Annotated in this window: 19 protein-coding genes; 14 read left to right on the forward strand and 5 right to left on the reverse strand. The window is 64.4% G+C overall.

Features of this window, described 5'->3' with window-relative positions; translation table 11 throughout:
• Positions 1–16 precede the first annotated feature (16 nt).
• A complete protein-coding gene (locus UP10_RS06970) occupies positions 17–910 on the forward strand; it encodes a LysR family transcriptional regulator (protein WP_044586681.1) in 894 nt (297 codons plus the stop codon).
• A 5-nt stretch (positions 911–915) separates the two neighbouring features.
• Here the strand turns inward: UP10_RS06970 and UP10_RS06975 are convergent, their stop codons facing one another.
• On the reverse strand, positions 916–1,266 hold the full coding sequence (locus tag UP10_RS06975; protein ID WP_044586625.1) for a hypothetical protein: 351 nt from the start codon (positions 1,264–1,266) through the stop codon (positions 916–918).
• A gap of 277 nt (positions 1,267–1,543) precedes the next feature.
• Between UP10_RS06975 and UP10_RS42810 the strand changes: the two genes are divergently transcribed.
• Positions 1,544–2,581: a serine hydrolase domain-containing protein gene (locus UP10_RS42810; protein WP_197086755.1), complete on the forward strand. Its 1,038-nt coding sequence runs from the start codon at positions 1,544–1,546 to the stop codon at positions 2,579–2,581.
• Between the two features lie 49 nt (positions 2,582–2,630).
• Here UP10_RS42810 and UP10_RS06985 read toward each other — a convergent pair whose 3' ends face one another.
• The gene (locus UP10_RS06985) at positions 2,631–3,569 is read right to left on the reverse strand and encodes a LysR substrate-binding domain-containing protein (RefSeq protein WP_044586626.1); all 939 of its coding nucleotides are present in this window, start codon (positions 3,567–3,569) and stop codon (positions 2,631–2,633) included.
• 247 nt (positions 3,570–3,816) lie between these two features.
• On the opposite strand from UP10_RS06985, the gene UP10_RS06990 reads away from it, so the two are divergent.
• The 3 genes from UP10_RS06990 to UP10_RS07000 are packed head-to-tail and all read left to right on the forward strand — an operon-like array spanning position 3,817 to position 6,887.
• The gene (locus UP10_RS06990; protein ID WP_044586627.1) at positions 3,817–5,145 is read left to right on the forward strand and encodes an MFS transporter; all 1,329 of its coding nucleotides are present in this window, start codon (positions 3,817–3,819) and stop codon (positions 5,143–5,145) included.
• A 22-nt stretch (positions 5,146–5,167) separates the two neighbouring features.
• Positions 5,168–6,193: an amidohydrolase family protein gene (locus UP10_RS06995; protein ID WP_044586628.1), complete on the forward strand. Its 1,026-nt coding sequence runs from the start codon at positions 5,168–5,170 to the stop codon at positions 6,191–6,193.
• 19 nt (positions 6,194–6,212) lie between these two features.
• A complete protein-coding gene (locus UP10_RS07000; RefSeq protein ID WP_044586629.1) occupies positions 6,213–6,887 on the forward strand; it encodes an RraA family protein in 675 nt (224 codons plus the stop codon).
• Positions 6,888–6,957: 70 nt separating this feature from the next.
• On the opposite strand, the gene UP10_RS07005 is transcribed toward UP10_RS07000, so the two are convergent.
• Positions 6,958–7,593, reverse strand: coding sequence for a hypothetical protein (locus tag UP10_RS07005; RefSeq protein WP_044586630.1), 636 nt, complete (start codon positions 7,591–7,593; stop codon positions 6,958–6,960).
• Between the two features lie 162 nt (positions 7,594–7,755).
• Here UP10_RS07005 and UP10_RS07010 point away from each other — a divergent pair, with 162 nt between their 5' ends.
• On the forward strand, positions 7,756–8,271 hold the full coding sequence (locus UP10_RS07010) for a GrpB family protein (protein WP_044586631.1): 516 nt from the start codon (positions 7,756–7,758) through the stop codon (positions 8,269–8,271).
• Positions 8,272–8,419: 148 nt separating this feature from the next.
• Positions 8,420–8,749 (forward strand): hypothetical protein, encoded by a 330-nt coding sequence (locus UP10_RS07015; protein WP_044586632.1) that lies wholly within the window; start codon positions 8,420–8,422, stop codon positions 8,747–8,749.
• Positions 8,750–8,862: 113 nt separating this feature from the next.
• On the opposite strand, the gene UP10_RS07020 is transcribed toward UP10_RS07015, so the two are convergent.
• Both UP10_RS07020 and UP10_RS07030 read right to left on the reverse strand, forming a co-directional pair.
• Positions 8,863–9,564, reverse strand: coding sequence for a hypothetical protein (locus UP10_RS07020; RefSeq protein ID WP_044586633.1), 702 nt, complete (start codon positions 9,562–9,564; stop codon positions 8,863–8,865).
• Between the two features lie 712 nt (positions 9,565–10,276).
• A complete protein-coding gene (locus UP10_RS07030; RefSeq protein ID WP_502692172.1) occupies positions 10,277–11,335 on the reverse strand; it encodes a lactonase family protein in 1,059 nt (352 codons plus the stop codon).
• A 365-nt stretch (positions 11,336–11,700) separates the two neighbouring features.
• Here UP10_RS07030 and UP10_RS07035 point away from each other — a divergent pair, with 365 nt between their 5' ends.
• The 7 genes from UP10_RS07035 (at position 11,701) to UP10_RS07065 (ending at position 19,937) form a co-directional block, all read left to right on the forward strand.
• Entirely contained in the window at positions 11,701–12,951 is a 1,251-nt protein-coding gene (locus tag UP10_RS07035) for an ABC transporter substrate-binding protein (protein WP_044586682.1), read from the forward strand.
• A 124-nt stretch (positions 12,952–13,075) separates the two neighbouring features.
• Positions 13,076–13,903, forward strand: coding sequence for a helix-turn-helix transcriptional regulator (locus tag UP10_RS07040; protein WP_044586636.1), 828 nt, complete (start codon positions 13,076–13,078; stop codon positions 13,901–13,903).
• A 121-nt stretch (positions 13,904–14,024) separates the two neighbouring features.
• A complete protein-coding gene (locus tag UP10_RS07045; RefSeq protein ID WP_044586637.1) occupies positions 14,025–15,035 on the forward strand; it encodes a branched-chain amino acid ABC transporter permease in 1,011 nt (336 codons plus the stop codon).
• 1 nt (position 15,036) lies between these two features.
• On the forward strand, positions 15,037–16,122 hold the full coding sequence (locus UP10_RS07050; RefSeq protein WP_044586638.1) for a branched-chain amino acid ABC transporter permease: 1,086 nt from the start codon (positions 15,037–15,039) through the stop codon (positions 16,120–16,122).
• On the forward strand, positions 16,115–16,897 hold the full coding sequence (locus UP10_RS07055) for an ABC transporter ATP-binding protein (protein ID WP_044586639.1): 783 nt from the start codon (positions 16,115–16,117) through the stop codon (positions 16,895–16,897). The genes UP10_RS07050 and UP10_RS07055 overlap by 8 nt, the downstream gene beginning before the upstream one ends.
• Complete coding sequence (locus tag UP10_RS07060) at positions 16,890–19,100, forward strand: ABC transporter permease (protein ID WP_044586640.1); 2,211 nt, start codon at positions 16,890–16,892, stop codon at positions 19,098–19,100. The genes UP10_RS07055 and UP10_RS07060 overlap by 8 nt, the downstream gene beginning before the upstream one ends.
• Positions 19,101–19,103: 3 nt before the next feature.
• Positions 19,104–19,937, forward strand: coding sequence for a phosphoenolpyruvate hydrolase family protein (locus UP10_RS07065; RefSeq protein ID WP_044586641.1), 834 nt, complete (start codon positions 19,104–19,106; stop codon positions 19,935–19,937).
• The last annotated feature ends 17 nt before the right edge of the window (positions 19,938–19,954 follow it).

Genomic DNA, 19,954 nt, shown 5'->3' on the forward strand with positions numbered 1-19,954 from the left:
AATTATGGAACAGGTCATGGACCTGCAGGCCCTCACCGACTTCAATCTGGTGGCTGTTCATGGCGGGTTCGGCCGCGCGAGCCGCGCCTCCGGCCGGGCCAAGGCGACATTGTCGCGCCGGGTCGCCGAGCTCGAACAAAGCCTCGGCGTACGGCTGATCGAGCGCGGGTCGCAAAGTCTTCGGCTGACAGATGAGGGGCGCGCGCTTCACGAGCGCACCGGCGGCCCGCTGTCGGAGATCGCGGAGGCCGGCGAGGCCGTGGTGCTGGGCGCCTCGACTCCGCGCGGCCGGTTGCGGGTCAGCGCGCCGCTGGTGATCGCCCATGTCGCGCTTGGCCGGATCGCTGCGCGCTTTGCGCTCGCCTATCCCGACGTCCAGCTCGAGATCGTCGCGGACGATCGCGTCGTCGATCCGGTCGAGGATGGCTTTGACCTCGTGATCCGGATCAACCCGTCGCCGGATGAACAGCTCGTCGGCCGCCGCTTCCTCAACGATGAGCGATTGGTCGTCGCGCACCCCGCTCGCCCGCGGCCAAAGTCCGCGCGTGATGGAGACATCGCCACCGTCAATGCAATCCTCATGAGCGCGATGCCGGCCGATGTCACCTGGCGCTTGAAGGATGGAGACGACGAGATCTCGCTCCAGCCAAGGCCAATCCTGCGCCTGTCATCACTGCTGATGGTTCGCGACGCAGCGCTGGCCGGCGCGGGTGCGGCGCTGCTGCCCAGGCTGCTGGTCGAGGATGATATTGCCGCCGGCCGACTCGCCTGTTGGGGAACGCAGGCCGGACCTTCTGTCGAAATCTGGGCGCTACAGAGTTCGCGCCGCCTTGTCGGTGCCAAGGTCCGCGCGTTCCTCGACGCCGTCGAGAGAGCGTTCCCGGGACGCGTCTTCGTCCCACCGGCATGACGCGCTCAGGTCATGCTGCCCGGCATGAAGCAGCGAACCAGCGGATGGCCGTCGAGATAGTGCTTCCACACCATGGTCCGCCCGATCTTGTTCGGCTCGGTGATCACGGCCTCGTCCGGCACCACGACCCACTCGTCATCGAGGTGCACGCGATAGTGCCCGTGCTCGGACTCCCAATCCGGATCGGCGACGACATAGCCGTCGGCATCCGAGCAGCATTGTCCGTACGCACTGTGCAGGCTTTCGAACCAGGGTTTCAGCGGCGAATTGGCGTAGCGGCCGTCATCGCGCGCCAGTGTCGGCGATGCGAGCCCTATCATGCCAAGCAGCAATGCCGCACGCGTGATGGCGTGCATCGTCTCGTCTCCACGGTTTAGGTCGGCGGGCACGCGTCACCGTTTCCTCTGCCGTGCCGCAGCGGCAGGCAGGGACACGAATCAGCGTCCCAACCACATGGGACAGGCTATGCAAAACCGACGCCAACCCGCAGCCCGGGAGACTACTGGCAACGAAAGTCGCGCCGCCATCAGGTCTGCCAGCTGCGACCGCGGTCGGCTTGACGCCGGCAATATGGCCGGACAGATTCGCCTGGCTTCACCCGCGGCCACAACAGCCAGAATGAGGAAGTGCGGCGTGCCGATCGATCACGATGGATGGGCTGCTGCCACTCCCGCGGAGGTCGGTCTCGACGCAGCCACGCTCTCCGAACTCGATGCCTTTCTCAGGCAGTGGCCCAAGCGCAATGTTCACGCAGTCGTCATCGCGCGGCGAGGCAAGCTTGTCTTCGAGCGCTATTTCCGTGGCAGGGAGCGGCGCTGGATGGACTGGTCGGACGAGGTTCAATTCTCACCGACCAAAAAACACGACATCCGCTCTATCTCAAAAAGCGTGACGTCACTCTTAGTCGGCACGGCGGTGAGCGAGGATAGATTTCCGTCGCTCGATTCGCCGGTTATCGATTGCTTTCCCGAATATGCCGATCTGCGCACGCGCAAGAACGAGCGGATCACATTCCGACACCTGCTCACGATGTCGCATGGGTTGCGATGGGACGAAAGCCGGGGCTGGAAGAGCCAGGCCAACAATGAACGCCAACTGCTCGAGGCGGTGGATCCCTCCCGTTACGTGCTGGAGCAGCGGGTCGCGTCACCGCCCGGCACGGCGTTCAACTATAGCGGTGGCGCCACCACCCTGCTGGCTGCGGCTGTGGCCAAAGCGGCCGGCCGGAGCTTCGACGTCTATGCCAAGGATAGACTGTTCGCACCGCTCGGCATCACTGACGTCGAGTGGCTGAGCTTTACCGGCTGTGCGGAGGTTGCGGCGTTTGCCGGCTTGCGGCTGAGACCGCGCGACCTCGCGAAGCTCGGCCAGCTCATGGTGGATCAGGGGCGTTGGAACGGCAGGCAAATCCTGCCCGCCCGGCGGCGAGTCGACGATCCCGCGCATGAACGTGGAAGGACACGGCGCGCTGTACTACGGATACCACTGGTGGCTGGGGCGCTCCCTGCTCAACGGTCACGACCTGACGTGGACCGCCGGCTTCGGCAGTGGCGGCCAACGTCTTTTCGCAGATCCCCGGCTCGATCTCGTGGTCGCCATCAACGCGTTCGATCATCGCAGCCAGATTCCGATCGCGATTCTCAACCGGCTCGTGATGCCTGCTGTGACTGATTTCGTCTAGGGTCCGCTGCGGGCGCAAAGCGCACAATCAGCCACAGGATCAGCGGCCGGCAGCCGCGACGTCAGCGGCCAGCGGCCGCACCATCCGCGACGAGGCCTGCAGCGCGCATTCGATGAAACGGCGCGGCAACAGCGAGGCGTTGCAGGTGCGCATTGCCACCAGCATGCGGCTCTCGGCATCCGGTGTATCCAGCGTCTTGGCGACGACATTCACGACGCCGGCATGCTGGTAGCAGGACGGCAGGATCGAGAGCCCGATCCCCGCCGCGACCAGGCTCAGCACGGTGCGCAGCTCATGCGCCTCCTGCGCTACGCGCGGCGCAAAGCCGGCGCGCCGGCACAGCGTCGCGGTTTGGTCGCCGACGCCGCAGCCGACGGCGGCAATTCCGACGAAGGCATGCTCCGCCAAATCAGCCATCTTCAACTTGCCCGGCATGTCGGCCAGCGGATGATCCAGCGGCAGGAACACCATCATCCGGTCGCGCCAGATCGTGTGGACCTGCAGATCGGCTCCGGGCATGAAATCGAGCGGCGGCCGCATGATCGCGACATCGAGTTCGGCGTCGGCGAGCGCCTGAAGCTGCTTTGCGGTCGACATATGCCGCAGGTCGGTCTTCACCTTCGGATAACCGGCACGAAAACTCCGAAACAGTTCCGCGAAGATGTCGAGCATCGGGACCGAGCAGGTGAACCCGACGCGAACCACGCCGGCCTCGCCGCGGGCCGCACGACGCACCGTCTCCGAGGCAAGGTCGAGCTCGCCGACGGCGCGCCGCGCATGGTCCAGCAGCAATTGCCCGGCCTGGGTGAGTTCCACCTTGCGCCGCGTCCGCGCCAGGAGCTGCGTCCCCAGTTCGTCTTCCATCGCCTTGATCTGGGTGCTCAGCGGCGGCTGGCTGACATGGAGGCGTTTGGCGGCACGGCTGAAGCTGAGCTCCTCGGCCACCGCGATGAAGTAACGAAGCTGCCTGTAATCCATCGCTTATACCGTTTCCCTATAAGTGAGGGGTCAACAACGTATTTGACCTTGCAGACGCGTTTCCCGATCTTGGCGCAAAACAACGGACGCTCCAAGGGGAGACGCGCAACAATGTGCTGGGATCAGGCAGGACGGCGCGGCCCGCATAGCCGGTCTGCCCTGCGCTATCGCGGCGGCGAAAAACGATGCGGCGTGCGCTCCAGGATCAAATCACTGGCGCCATCATAATAATAAAGGGAGGATTTCAATGACCGTTTCTTCGGTAAGCGAACTCGAACGAGAAACCATCCGGCGGGTCTACTGGCGGCTGATCCCGATCCTGTTCGCGATGATGTTCTTCAACTATCTCGATCGCATCAATCTCGGCTATGCCGGCTTGACCATGAACAAGGATCTCGGCTTAAGCCCCGCGATCTTCGGCTTCGCGGCCAGCGTCTTCTTCCTCGGCTATATGGTGCTGGAGGTCCCGAGCAATCTCATGCTGCACTTGCTCGGCGCGCGAATATGGCTTGCCCGCATCCTGATCACCTGGGGCTTGGTTGCAACCCTCACCGCCTTCATCTGGAGTCCGCTCAGCCTCTATGTCATGCGGTTCGGCCTCGGCGTGGCGGAGGCTGGGTTCATGCCTGGCGTGGTGCTGTACCTGACCTACTGGTTTCCTCCGCGCTATCGCGCCCGCGCCGTCGCCGGGTACATCATCGCAGGCTCGTTCTCGGCGGTAGCAGGCGGGCCGATCTCGACCAGCGTCATGACCTGGTTCGACGGCGCCGGCGGTCTGCATGGCTGGCAATGGATGTTCATTGTCGAAGGCGTCCCCACCATTCTGCTTGGCCTCTTCACGCTATATTATCTCACCGATCGGCCGGCCAAGGCGACCTGGCTGACCCCGGAACAGGCCGCATGGCTGGAAGGCGAATTGGCCACTGAGCGGGCCTCCATAGAACAACAGGGACAGCACAGGGTGATCGACTGCATCCTCGATATCAGGGTCTGGCTGCTGGCGGCGCTGTTCGGCTGTGCGCTGGTTGGCATCTATGGCCTGCTGCTGTGGCTTCCGCAGATCATCAAGGGCATGGGCAATCTCAGCAATATCGAGGTCGGCTTTCTCTCGGCGATCCCGCCCTTGCTCGGCGTCGTCGGCACCATCCTGATCAGCCGCAGCTCGGACCGGACCGGCGACCGCAAGTTTCATCTTGCAGGCGTCTACCTGCTCGCCGCCATCGCCATGCTGGCGAGCGCCTACGTCCAGAGCCCGGTGCTGGCCTTCGTCTTCCTGTGCGTGGCCGGCTTCGGCATCAACTCCGGCAATCCGCTGTTCTGGAGCATCAACGCCTCGCTGATGACGGGTGCCGCCGGCGCGGCCTCGATCGCTACGGTCAATACGCTGGCGCAATTCGGCGGCTTGATCGGCCCCTGGTGCATCGGCCTGATCAAGGACTCCACCGGCAGCTTCTCGTGGGCGCTGGTCGGGATCGCCGGGTTCTTGCTCGTCGCATCTGCAATCGCCGCCACCATGCGCGTCAAACCGCGCGAGACGGAGCTGACGGGAGCCATCCCGTCATCCTTTGCACACTGACACATCTCACAAGGAAGACACCATGATCATCGATTGTCACGGTCACTACACCACCGAGCCGCCCAAGCTGCATGCGTTTCGCGACAGGCAGCTGGCCGCGCTCGCCGACAAGTCGCGCCGCCCGCTCACCACCAATCTCGGCATCACCGACGACGAGATCCGCGCCAGTGTCGAAGGTGCGCAGCTGAAGCTGCAAAAGGAGCGCGGCACCGACGTCACGATCTTCTCGCCGCGCGCCGCCGGCATGGCGCATCATGTCGGCAAGGAAGCGACCAGCGTTGAATGGACGACGATCTGCAACGATCTCGTGCATCGGGTCTGCACGCTGTTTCCCAGCAATTTCGTCCCGGTCTGCCAGCTGCCGCAGAGCCCTGGCGTGCAGCCGGCCAATTGTATCGCGGAGCTGGAGCGGTGCGTCAACGAGCTCGGCTTCGTCGGCTGCAACCTCAATCCGGATCCCGCCGGCGGCTACTGGTGCGATCCGCCGCTGACCGACGAATGGTGGTTTCCGCTGTATGAGAAGATGGTCGAGCTCGACGTACCGGCGATGGTCCATGTCTCCTCGTCCTGCAATCCCTGCTTCCACGGCACCGGCGCGCACTATCTCAACGGCGACACCACCGCGTTCATGCAGTTCCTGACCTCTGATCTGTTCAAGCGCTTCCCGACCCTGCGGTTCATCATCCCGCATGGCGGCGGCGCGGTGCCTTATCACTGGGGCCGTTACCGCGGCCTGGCGCAGGACATGAAGCTGCCGCCGCTGTCGGAGCATCTGCTGCAGAACGTGTTCTTCGACACCTGCGTCTATCATCTTCCCGGCATCGAGCTGTTGACCAAGGTGATCCCGGTCGAGAACATCCTGTTTGCGTCGGAGATGGTCGGCGCGGTCCGCGGCATCGATCCGGAAACCGGCCACCACTTCGACGACACCCGCCGCTACATTGATGCTTTGCCGCTAAGCGCGGAAGACAAGGCGAAGATCTTTGAAGGCAACGTCCGCCGGGTCTATCCTCGGTTGAACACCCATCTCGACCGCCACGCGCACTGACAGAACCCGGAGACAACCGATGGCCATAGGATTTGCAATTCACAAGGCGAAGCGGAAGGTGTCGCCCGACTTGGTTGCGCGCTACCGCACCCTCCCCGTTGCCAACATCAGCGATTCGATGTCGCGGATCGCGGGCACTAACCGGCTTCGGCCGATGCATGCGGGTGGCTGGCTCGGCGGCCCGGCGCTGACCGTCAAGACGCGGCCGGGCGACAATCTGATGGTGCACAAAGCGATCGATCTTGCGCAGCCCGGCGACGTCATCGTGGTCGACGCCGGCGGCGTCCTGGTCAACGCCATCATCGGCGAGATCATGTCGACGCTCGCCGAGAAGAAGGGCGTGGCCGGCTTCGTGATCGACGGTTCGATCCGCGATGCGGGTGCAATCCGCGCCGGATCGTTCCCGGTGTTTGCCGCCGGTGTCGCACATCGCGGCCCCTACAAGGACGGTCCCGGCGAAATCAACTGCACGATCTCGATCGACGGCATGATCGTCGAGCCCGGCGACCTCATCGTCGCCGATGACGATGGCGTGCTGTGCGTGCCCTATGACGAGGCGGCTGCGATCTGCAAGCTGACCGAGGCCAAGAAGGCGACCGAAGAGAAGGCGATCCAGGACATCCTCGCCGGCACCAGTGACCGCCGCTGGGTCGACGAGGCGCTGCAGCGGCTGGGCTGCGAATTCAAGGATTGAGGTGAGCACCTCAATTCGTCATGCCCGGGCTTGACCCGGGCATGACGGAAGTATGCGGGGATATGTTGGCCTAACGGCCGTAGAACAGCGGAGACTGGCCGGGCAGCAGCGGCGCATTGATGTCGCTGTCCATGCGCTGCGAATTCGGTTGCGCGAAACTGGCACCGAACGACAGGCTAATATTCGACGTCGGCCGGAATTCGAGACCGGCACGCGCGGCGTAGCCGGCGGGCACGCTGGAGCCGGAACTGAACGGCGAAACCGGCCCGCCCGCGCCGGGAGGCGTGTACTTCAAGCTGTCGAAACCGGCGAAGAACGTGACCGGCGATCCGCCGACACCCTTGAAATTGTAGCCGTACTGAACGCCTTGATAGCTCAGCGAGCCGAACGCTGCACTCTGGTTGGATCCGGTCAATCCGAGGTTGCCGCCTTCACCGCCGACGAACCAGCCGGTCGGAAGATTGCTGCCCAGATACGAGGAGCCCGCGCCAGCTTGAGCATCGCCTTGAGCGTTGCCGCCATCAAAACCTGGAAAGTTCCCGTAACTGTCCGCGCCCTGCCCGCCCGTCGGATGACCGCCGAAGCCGAACAGCCCGCCCGGCAGCCAGTATCTCACGGGGGCGGATTGGGCGCAGGCCTGCTGGCCGCCGAGGCAGAGCGCTGCCAACAGGATTGCGAGACCGCCTTTGCTTGCGAAGATCGACATTCGGACTACTCGTGAGTGACTTGAAATTATACCTTCTGGACATCGAAAATGCCAGCGCTGCGCCCCCAATGGATTTTCTACGGCATTTCGCGCACCTTCCGGCCGTGGACATCGCTTGTCTGATGACGAGGTCTCAGCGGGCCGGATCATGGAGCCGACGACATGGATGAAGTCGAGATCGTCGCTTACGATCCCCGATGGCCGCTCTTGTTCGACGAGGAGGCGAAGCGGTTACGGGCGGTCCTTGATCCATCGTTGATCGTGGGGCTCGAACATTTCGGAAGCACCGCGATTCCCGGCCTGTCGGCCAAGCCCATCATCGACATCCTGATCGCAGTGAGGACATTGGCTGCCGCTCGGGCCGCCTTTGTCGAAGCGCTGCGAAAGCTCGACTACGTTTATTGGGCCGACAATCCGAAGCAAGATCGCATGTTCTTCGTCAAGGGGATGCCGCCGTTTGGTCCAAAGCGCTCCCATCACGTGCATGTCACGGAGCCACAGGAACAGATGTGGCAGCGGCTGGCATTCAGGGATTATTTGCGCGCTCATCCGGAGGAGGCCGCGACCTACGAGCGGCTCAAACGACGACTTGCGACCGATCATCGCGCAGATCGCGAAGCTTATACCGACGCTAAATCCGCCTATGTCGAAAGCGTGATGCGGAAGACAAGCAAGTAGAGACGTCCGGTGTCGGCCCATGACAGAGACCAGCGATGACCGCTGCAAGGTCGACGGCCGGAGCACTTCTGCCCGGCATTAAACCTGCGTAATGCGCCGAACCCGTGAGCCCCCCGTCGCCTCCAACAGATCTAAGGAGGTGATATTCATGAAACTTGTTTCTGCACTTGTTGGCCTTGCCGCACTTGGTGGGGTCGCTCTCACCAGCGCGGCCGCAACTGCGGCACCGGTCGAGGTCCCGGTGACGGCAACCGGAATGGTTGTCCCAGCCGGCTACGTCTGCAACGAATGGGGCCACTGCTGGCACCGCCATGGCTACGGTGGACGCTATTACCATCGCCACTATTGGCATGGTGACAGCTGGCACCATTGGCATCGTTACGGCTGGCACCGCTATGACGGCTGGCATCATCCGTGGGGCTATGCCGACGGCTACGGCTACGGCTGGCACCACTGGCATCACTGGCACCAGTGGTAATCACTGTGAAAGGGGCTACGGCCCCTTTCACTTTCTCGGCGAACGCAATGGCGAGAGCGAGTAGCGAGCGGACCGTCGTCGAGCGCCAACAACGCATGCGTCGCCGTCATCGTCTATGCGATGCGAGCCCACACCCGGAGGCCACCAAGCAGCGTAAAACCGAGATCCATCGCAAGCGTCAGGTCCCGCCCATGCTCGTAGCAGACGATTTCGGACGGAGCGAACTGCGTGGCCACGGCGTTCAGGAATTGCCGCGTCGAGCCGAAGATATTCGTGACCCCGATGGCGCCGGCCGCGTCGTACGCGATCCCTCCGGCCAGAATCTTGCCCATGTCGTCGAAGCCCGCAAGCACGCAGACACGTCGGTCCTCCAACAACTCGGCGCGGAAGATGCGCCGAGCATCCGGTTCAGCGCCACGCCAGGCCCGCTCCCATACCGCCAGACCTGGCTCATCGCCGATCCGGCGCCAGCCTAACCCGCCCGTTACAACCGCCGGCGTGGATTGCCTCAGGCAGAGCCACCGCGCATCGAACAGCATGTGAAGGCCCGCGGCCGACAGATCGAGGCAGGAAAAGCTGTCCTTCACGCTGAAGTCGAGGTCGTCGCCGCGAGCCAGTTCAGCAATGAATCCAGTCTGTTTGACAGGATCTGCCGCGGCATCAACCGTCACGACGTTGGGATAATATTGCGGCGTTGGACAGGGACAAAACCACATCCCATGAGCCTGCTCGACCGGCAGCCGATGCGACCGCCAAACTGCGGCACACCATTCGGCGTTATTCAGCGCCGCCATGTTGTTGCGCTCGTCCTGCATCGTCCATCCATTCGCATGACGTTGTAGGGAAGTGCAAGGTGCGAAGGCTGTCGGGTCGAGATGCCGAGATGTCCTTCCAGGGAAACTCTTCAACTGAGGACTATTTTCGTAGGGTCTCGCTATAAACTCCCCTTTCGCCGCCGCGCGTGGGGCGCCATTCGCCACGTCACATTCCCTGCTGCTTTCGTCGGCGCCCCTTGGCGATCCGCTTGACCGGAGCATGAGCCGAGCGGCCGTTGGCGGCTTCATCGCCCATATGCGGAATGCGTTGTCCGAGATGCTCAACGACGCGGAAAAAGACCTCCAACGATTTGACGTCAAGCCCTGCTGTGAGGTTGTCGTGCCGGCGCAGGTTTTCATCCAGGCTGCGGTCGAACAGCGCGACACCGCGCGACGACAGTCTTGATCTCGGTGCGGTTTCTCGCACTGGCCTTGACGGGCGTAGGCTCGATCAACCCCTTCTTGTTGAGAGGGCAAACGAAATGCAAAGCTCGGGCAAATCATGTCGCGAGAACGGGAAGCTGCGTCCCCATCCACAGATGTCATCGCCCGGCCTGTGCGCAATTGCGCACATGGACCGGGCGACCCAGTACGCCGCGGCCGGTCGGCTCAATCACGAACGTCTCTGGAATACTGGATCACCCGCATGCGCGCGGGTGATGACACCGATTGTTTGATTATGGGATCGTACCACATCCTCGGTGTCGCCCCATCACGGCAGGCTGACAAACTCCACCCAGTTCGGCTTTTTCCCGACCGGATAGGATTTCAGTCTGGTCAGCGCGCCGCTGGCCTGATCGATGCCATAGACCGTCATGCTGTCGGACAGTTCGCCGACCGCGGCCAGATATCGCCCGGAGGGGTCGATGTTGAAGCCGCGCGGCTGCTGCTCGGTCGGGACGCTGCCGATCGTGGTCAACTGCCCGGTCGCGGCATCGGCCTTGAACGCCGCGATCGTATTGGATCCGCGCTCGGACGCGTAGAAGAAGCGTCCGTCCGGCGTGAGATGGATGTCGGCCGCCCACGGCTTGCCGCCAAAATCCGACGGCAGTGCGGTGGTGCGCTGGATCTCCTGCCAGACGCCGTCGCGCCCGTGATAGCTGAACACAGCGACGTCACCGTTCAGCTCGTGGACGAGGTAGACGAATTTGCCGTTGGGATGAAACACGAAGTGCCGCGGCCCGGACTTGTTCAACACCTTGATGGTCGGCGGATCGTTCGCGGTGAGCACGCCGGTCGCAGCATTGAAGCTGAAGCTCAGTACCTGATCGGAGCCGAGATTGGTCGCGAACACGAACCGATTGGCGGGATCGGGCAGGATAGCATGGGCGTTCAGTCCGGTCGGGATCACCTGAACAGGCGCGCCGACCACCCCGTCGGCCTGAACCGGATTAACCGCAACCTTGTTGCCGCCATAGGAGGCGCTGAACAGCACCTTGCCGGTGCGGTCCATCGCGATGTTGGCCATGCTGTCGGTGAGCGGCCCATTGCCGATGTGCCTGAGCATGCCGCTCACCGGATCGATCGCAAAGCTGACCGCCAAATAAGGCTGCGAGCGGACGCCGGCGATCAGGATGCGGCGGTCCGGGCTCACCGCGAGCGGGGTCGAGGCGCCCGGCTTCTCGACGCCGACAAGGGCCGCCGTCTGCACCGCAATCATCTCGCCGGTCTCAGGCGCAAGACGGAACACGCTGATGTCGTTACTGTCGGCATTGCCGACATAGGCAAAGGTGCCGGCCATCCCTGCTCCGCCTCCGGCGACGATCGCCATGATCGCAAGCGGCAATGCGACCGTGATTGCGCGTATCGATCTGGCCATGGGGCGTCCTCCGGCATGTTTCGTAGAACGACCATAGCGAGGCAGCCATCGCCTCACCAAACGCGAAATGCGATTGGTCGATGCAGAGATAGCATCGGTGCCCCTGTCCCTCTGGCGAACGCCGCCGATGTCCGCGGCATAGCGCCGCTGATCTCGTTGCGGCGCAACAATCAAAATGAGACTGCCCGTCAAACCACAGGAGGGTGACGACATGCGCGTCGCGCCCGGCATCGGCTAGCCTTGTGCGCAACGATCGGACGTTCGCGAACATTGCAGCAGACAATGCGGGCGCCGGTGACAACACCAGGGAGAGAGCGATGTTGAAAGGCAGTGTGGGACTGATTGCGTTGGGCAGCCTGTTGCTTTCGGGCACGGCGTTCGCTCAGGAGAAGATCAAGGTCGGCGTCACCGCCACCCTCGAAGGCACCTATACGGTGCTCGGCGAGGACGGCATCCGCGGCTTCCAGACTGCGCTCAACGTGCTTGGCAAGAAGATCGGCGACAAGGAGCTCGAATTCGTCATCGCCTCGACCGACGCGACGCCCGACTCCGCGGTGCGCGCGGTGCGCAAGCTGATCGAGCAGGACAAGGTACAGATCCTGCTATCGCCGCTATCCGGCGACGAGGGCATCGCGGTGAAGAACTTCGCCAAGACCCATCCTGAGCTCGCCTTCGTCAACGCCGCCTCCGGCGCGCAGGAGACGACCTATGTCGATCCGGCGCCGAATTTCTTCCGCTACAACATGGACGGCGCGCAATGGCAGGTGGGCCTCGGCAAATACGCCTATGAGACCAAGGGCTATCGCAAGATCGCGACCGTCGGCGAGGACTACTCCTTCATCTACACCCAGGTGTTCGGGCTGGTGCTGGAGTTCTGCGGCGCCGGTGGCCAGGTCACGAACCGGCAATGGGTGCCGCTCGGAACCAAGGACTTCGCCTCCGTGATCGCAGCACTGCCTGATGATGTCGATGCGATCTATCTCGGCCTTGGCGGCGCCGACGCGGTCAACTTCCTCAACCAGTATCAGCAGGCCGGCGGCAAGGCGCATTTGATGGGCGGCTCGATCATGATCGACCAGACCATCCTGTCGTCGAAGGGCAGCGCCAAGAACGCGCTGGTCGGCACGCTCGCGGCGAGCGGCCAGGCCGACACCTGGGAGGACCCCGCTTGGCAGAAATTCGTCAAGGCCTACCAGGACTCGTTCCCTGAGGCCAAACGCTTCCCGAGCCCGTCGCTGCTCGCCACCAATTATTACGACTCGACCATGGCGCTGATCCTGGCGCTGCGGCAGGTCAATGGCGACCTCTCCAACAATCAGGCCAAGCTCAAGGACGCGCTGGCGAAGATCGAGATCGATGCCCCCAACGGCAAGATCAAGCTCGACGCCAACCGGCAGGCGATCGGCACCAATTTCGTCACCGAGGTGGTCGATGACGGCAAGGGCGCGCTGTTCAGCAAGGTCGTGAAGGTGATCCCGAACGTCAACCAGACGCTGGGCTACGATCCGGCGGTGTTCGCCAAGATCGGCCTGCCGAGTCGCACGGTTCCGGAGTGCAAGAAGTACTGACGTATTTTGCAAGTGCGAGCGAACCGGCCGAGGTGCGCGGTCGCAGGTGCAAACTGGCTTGCTTTCCCTCCCCGGATGTTGAACGCTTGTCGAAAAGACAAGGACATCCCGCGGGAGGGAAGGCATGAGCAGAGCGCTTGCCGTCTTCCACGGCCGGTTTGGCCGCGCGACGGTCTATCAGTTGAACCGGCCCTTCAACGTGCATGCGCACCGCGAAGGGCACTTGATTTTTCATGTCGGCGGCACGCCGGCGCAGATCGACGTCTCCGAGCAGCGCTTTCTGCTCAAGGACTGCTCCGTCGTCGCGGTCAACCCGTGGGAACCGCACAACTTCCTGCCGTCGGACGTCGACCATGGCGCGATCTTCTTCGTGCTCTATGTCAACGCCGAATGGTTCGCGCCGACGGCCGCGAATGCACAGAGCCTGCGGTTCGGCCGGACCTTTTTCCCGCGCACCGAGGCACTCGACAAGCTGATCCGCCGCACCGCAGCGCTGGTGTGCGGCGCGCCATCGCTACGCAGCCTCGATTGCGAGCTGCGGCAGCTGATCGATTCCTGCTACGAGGAAAGCTGGCAGCTGTCGGAGCCGGCACAGGACGCGCGCGCGGCGGCTGCGATCACCGATTTTCGCGTCCGCAAATCGATCAAGCTGATGTCGGAAAGCCCCGGCGCCGAGATCGAGCTGGATTCGATCGCGCGGGAGTCTGGGCTGTCGCGGCCGCATTTCTACCGGCTGTTCCGCACCCAGACCGGCGTCACCCCGCATCTCTACATGAACACGCTGATCATGGAGCAGGCGTTGGACGCGCTGGTCGCGACCGAATCCCCGATCGCCGATATCGGCTTCGATCTCGGCTTCTCCTCGCAGAGCGGCTTCACCCGTTTCTTCGCCGCCAATGTCGGCATGGCCCCGACCGATTACCGCCGCGCCGCCAAGGTGTTGCGGCCCTGAGCGGGTTCCGCCCGCGCGATAAAAGATACTCTCGAACAAATCCGCCACGCCCGCGCCCGATAGGATATCCGGAACGCGGCCCGCAGACGGTCGCGCCGGAATCAGGGAACGCGCGACGGAGATGACCAAATTCATCGAACGCCATCCGGCCTGGGCGCTGATCGTGATCATCGCGATCGCGGTGCTGCTGTGGCTGGTGTTCGCGATCTGGCCGCCGGGCCTGGAGGCTGCAATCGGCCGCAAGCGCGTCTTCCTCAACGCGGTCTTCAACGGCATCACGCTCGGCGGGCTCTATTTCCTGGTCGCCAGCGGCTTCACGTTGATCTTCGGCCTGATGCGCAACGTCAACCTCGCGCATGGCTCGCTCTATCTGTTCGGCGGCTATATCGGCTACGCCGTCAGCACCTGGACCGGCTCCTGGATCCTCAGCTTCATCGCCGCGTTCATCGGCGTCGCCCTGCTCGGCGTGATCCTGCAGCTCGCCGTGTTCCGCCGCATGGAGGGACAGGACCTCCGACAGACCATGGTGACGATCGGGCTATCGATCGTGTTCGCCGATCTGATGCTCTGGGTGTTCGGCGGCGATTTCTACCAGGTCCAGACCCCGGCCTGGCTGATCGGCCCGATCCAGTTGCCGCTGCTCACGGCGGTGAAATCCTCCGGCGAGCCGGTCTATCTGCAATATCCGCTGGTGCGGCTGGTGATCTTCGTAGCATCCGTCGTGATCGGGATCGCGATGTGGCTCGCGCTCAATCGCACGCGGATCGGCATGATCGTGCGCGCCGGCGTCGACGACCGCGACATCCTGGCCGCCACAGGCGTGCGGATCCAGCTGGTGTTCGTGCTGGTGTTCGCGCTCGGCGCGGGATTGGCCGGCATCGCCGGCGTGGTCGGCGGCACCTTCCAATCGCTGTCGCCGGGCGAGGATACCCGCTTCCTGCTCGCTTCGCTCGTCGTCGTGATCGTTGGCGGCATGGGCTCGATCCCGGGGGCAGCCCTCGGCGCCGTCATCATCGGGCTCGCCGAGCAGCTCGGCTCGGTCTACATCCCGACCTACGCCATCGTCGTCACTTTCCTGATCATGGTGCTCGTGCTGGCCGTGCGGCCGCAGGGCCTGCTTGCGAGGCGATGAGATGTCGCTGTTGCAGAGCACCCAGCTTCGCGCCGAGCCAACTGCAACGGCGGCGCGGCGCGCCTTCATCCGCGCCTGGCCCGAACTGCAGAATCCGGCGGCCTGGCTGGTCGCGCTGATCCTCGTGATCATGCCGGCGATCGCCAACGGCTTCTTCCTGATCGAGATCTTCGGCACCACCCTGATCCTCGGCATCATCGCGCTCAGCCTGATGTTCCTCGCCGGCTATGGCAGCATGGTCAGCCTGATGCAGCTCACGATCGCCGGCTTTGCCGGCTACATGGTCGCGGTGTTCGGGATGAGCGGCAACGCCAATATCAGCCTGGGCTGGCCGTGGTGGCTCGCGACCCCGATGGCGCTGGCGCTGGCGACGCTGTTTGGCACGCTCGGTGGCGCGCTCGCGGTGCGCACCGAGGGCATCTACACCATCATGATCACGCTCGCGATCGGCGCCGCCTTCTATTATTTCACCAACCAGAACTGGGCGATCTTCAACGGCCACACCGGCATCAACACGGTCGCGACACCGCATTTCTGGGGCGTCGACTGGCGCGCTGACATCGCCTTCTATTATGTGACGCTCGGCGTCGCCGCGATCTGCTATTTCGCGGTCCAGTATGTCTCGCGCGCACCGTTCGGCCTCGCGCTGCAAGGCGTGCGCGACAATCCGCGGCGCATGGCGGCGCTCGGCTTCAACACCAACGCGCACCGAATCGCGGCCTATGCCTTTGCGGCGATCATCGCAGCCCTCGGCGGCGTGTTGCAGGTCTGGAACTACCGGCAGATATCGCCCGGCTCGGTCAGCGTCGGCGCCTGCATCGATGTCCTGATCATCGCCGTGGTCGGCGGCATCACGCGGCCGATCGGGCCGTTCATCGGCGCCTTCATCTTCGTCCTGCTGCGCACCTTCGCGATCGATTTGCTGGTCAAGTTCGGGCTCGACGGCAACCGCTTCCGGCTTCTGATCGGGCTCGGCTTCCTGGCCATCGTGTTCTGGTCGTCGGACGGCGTAATCGGCCTCTGGGATCAGTGGCGCCGCAGCGGCAAGGCCGCGACGACGCGTTCAGGCGGAGGCCGCCATGGATAGCGTCGCGCAAGGTCTGTCCGCCGTCGGCGCTGGTGCAGCGCTGGAGCTGCGCGGCGTGACGCGGCTGTTCGGGGCGCTCGCCGCGCTGACCGACGTCACCATCACCGTGCGGCCCGGCGAGCGGCGCGCGGTGCTCGGCTCGAACGGCGCCGGCAAGACGACGCTGTTCAACTGCATCACCGGCGACTTCCCGCCCTCCTCCGGCACGATCCGCTTCTTCGGCGAGGACATCACGCAATTTCCGCCCTATGAGCGCATCCGCCGCGGACTGCGCCGCACCTACCAGATCTCGGCACTGTTTCCCGGCCTCACCGTGCAGGACAATGTCTACCTCGCGTGCCGCGGCGTCTCGCGCGGGCGATTCTCGTTACTCCGTCCCGGGCAGAACGATGCGCTGATGCATGCGACCGAAACGCTGGTGCAGGCGGTGCATCTCACCGCCGTGAAGGACCAGCGCGTCGCCGAGCTGGCGCACGGCCAGCAGCGTCAGCTCGAGATCGCGCTGGCGCTGGCCGGCGCTCCGCGCTTCATCCTGTTCGACGAGCCGGCGGCGGGATTGTCGCCGACCGAGCGGCGCGAGCTGATCGAGATCCTGACCTCGCTGCCGGCGCATATCGGCTACATCATCATCGAGCACGACATGGACGTCGCGCTGCGCGTCGTCGAGAGCGTGACGATGATGCACAACGGCCGCATCTTCAAGGAAGGCCTGCCGCGCGAGATCGAGTCCGATCCCGAGGTGCAGGAACTCTACCTCGGAGCCGGCCATGAATGACCGCCGCAGCCCGCCCGCGCTGGAGGTCAAGGGCCTCGATGTCTATTACGGGCATTCGCATGCGCTGCAGGGCGTCGACCTGACGCTCGACACGGGTGTCTTCTCGGTGGTCGGCCGCAACGGCATGGGCAAGACCACGCTGTGCAAGGCGATCATGGGCCTGGTTCGCGCCAGCGGCGGCTCGATCCGGATCCGTGGCGAGGAGGTCACGCGGCTGAACCCGGCGCGCATCGCGCGGCTCGGCGTCGGCTACGTGCCGCAAGGGCGGCGGTTGTGGCGGTCGTTGACCGTCGATGAACATTTGCAGCTTGCGGCCGGGATGCGGCGCGGTCCCTGGACCGTCGAGCGCATCTACGAAACCTTCCCGCGCCTTGCCGAGCGCAAGGCCAATGGCGGCAGCCAGCTTTCCGGCGGCGAGCAGCAAATGCTCGCGATCTCCCGCGCGCTGCTGACCAATCCGCACCTGCTGATCATGGACGAGCCGACCGAAGGCCTCGCGCCCGTGATCGTTGCGCAGGTCGAGGAGATGCTGGTGCGCCTCGGCGACGAGGGCGACATCGCAATTCTGGTCATTGAGCAGAATATCGGCGTCGCGACGGCGGTCTCTCGCAACGTCGCCATCATGGTCAATGGCCGCGTCAACCGCATCATCGACTCGGCGCGTCTTGCTGCCGACCGCGAACTGCAGCAGCGCCTGCTCGGCGTCGGAACGCATGGCGCGGACGCGACGGAGGTTGAGGCAGGTCCGGCGAAGCCGGAAGCCGGCAGCGCGCAGCAACCGGCACGCAACGGACCGGTCCGCATCTACGTCTCCAACCCCGATCCGCCGACGCGCTGGACGCAGCCGGTGCCCATTGCGCGCATCGAAGCTGCCGCACGGACGCAGTCGACCGGCGTCACGCGGCTCGAGGAAACAACCCGGCAGCGGCGCGAGCCGACGACGTCTCGGGCATCGGGGCCACCCGTCGTCCTCGTCGTCGGCACGCTCGACACCAAGGGTGCGGAGCTGCGCTTCATCCGCGACATCGTCGCGGGTAGCGGCTTGCGCACACGCCTGGTCGACGTCTCGACCAGCGGCAAAGCGGCAAGCTGCGACGTCACCGCACAGGAGATCGCGCTCAACCATGGCCGCGGCGGCGCAAGCGTGTTCGGTGTCGATCGCGGCGCTTCGGTGACCGCGATGGCGGATGCGTTTGAAAGATGGCTGCGCCGCCAAGGCAACGTCGCCGGCATCATCTCGGCCGGCGGCTCGGGCGGTGCGTCGCTGGTCGCGCCGGGCATGCGCGCGCTGCCGATCGGCGTGCCGAAGCTCATCGTCTCCTCGGTCGCCTCCGGCGATGTCGGCCCCTATGTCGGGCCTGCCGACATCACCATGATGTATTCGGTCACTGACGTGCAGGGCCTCAATTCGATCTCGCGCACGGTGCTCGCCAACGGCGCCAACGCGCTGGTCGGCATGGTGAAAGCCCGTCTCGACGCGCAGACCAGCAAGCCGCGCGACGCAGCGGTCACGCTTCCCGCCATCGGCATCACGATGTTCGGCGTCACCACGCCGGCGGTGCAGAAGATCGCAGCCGATTTGCGCGACGACTTCGAGTGCCTCGTTTTCCACGCCACAGGTGTCGGCGGCCGCTCGATGGAGAAGCTGGTCGACTCCGGGCAGCTCGCCGGCGTGATCGATCTCACCACGACCGAAGTGTGTGATCTCCTGATGGGCGGCGTGTTCCCGGCCACCGACGACCGCTTCGGTGCCATCATCCGCAGCCGCGTGCCCTATGTCGGCTCGGTCGGCGCGCTCGACATGGTCAATTTCGGCGCGCCCGACACGATTCCGGAGCGCTACCGGAAGCGCAAATTCCACGTCCACAATCCGCAGGTCACCTTGATGCGGACGACGCCCGAAGAGAACGAGCGGATGGGCCGCTGGATCGGCGACAAGCTGAACCAGATGGATGGGCCGGTGCGTTTTGTCCTGCCCGAGGGCGGCGTCTCCGCCCTCGACGCGCCGGGTCAGCCGTTCTGGGATCCCGACGCCGACACGGCGCTGTTCCGCGCGCTGGAGCAGACCGTGCGGCAAACCAGCAACCGGCAGGTCATCCGCGTCAAACGCAACATCAACGATCCCGAATTCACCGCCGCCATCGTCAGCGCGTTCCGTCCTTTGCTCGGGCGCGCCGGTGGACGGCGGAGAGTGGCGAGGTGACCCATGGCCAGGTTTGAACGCGCGGCGCTGCTGAAGAAGTTTCACGACATGGTCGCCCGCGGCGAGCCGATCGTCGGCGGCGGCGCCGGCACCGGGCTGTCGGCCAAATGCGAGGAGGCCGGCGGCGTCGACCTGATCGTGATCTACAATTCCGGCCGCTACCGCATGGCCGGCCGCGGCTCGCTTGCCGGGCTGATGCCGTATGGCGACGCCAATGCGATCGTGGTCGAAATGGCCGGCGAGGTACTGCCGGTCGTGACCAAAACGCCTGTTCTCGCCGGCGTCAACGGCACCGATCCGTTCCGCGACATGGATGTGTTCCTCGACCAGCTCAAGGTGCTGGGCTTCGCCGGCGTCCAAAACTTTCCGACCGTCGGCCTGATCGACGGCGTCTTCCGCGCCAACCTCGAAGAGACCGGCATGTCCTACGCGCTCGAGATCGACATGATCGCGAAGGCGCATGACAAGGACATGCTGACCACGCCTTACGTGTTCAGCGAGCAGGAGGCTGCCGCGATGGCGATCGCCGGCGCCGACATCATCGTCTGCCATATGGGCCTGACCACCGGCGGCACCATCGGCGCGCAAACCGCACTGAAGCTCGCGGACTGCCCTGCCCGCATCGAGACCTGGGCCGAGGCCGCGCTCAGCGTCAACTCCAACATTCTGGTACTCGCGCATGGTGGTCCGATCGCGGATCCTGCGGATGCCGACTACATCATGAAGAAGACCCGCAACTGCCACGGCTTCTACGGCGCCTCCTCGATGGAGCGTCTACCGGTGGAACGGGCGCTGACGGAACAGGTTCGCAAGTTCAAGGCGATCGGCGCACGCTAAGCGCGTCGTGACCAAGG

It is taken from the genome of Bradyrhizobium sp. LTSPM299 (assembly GCF_000938235.1).
In the GTDB taxonomy this organism is placed as follows: Bacteria; Pseudomonadota; Alphaproteobacteria; order Rhizobiales; family Xanthobacteraceae; genus Bradyrhizobium.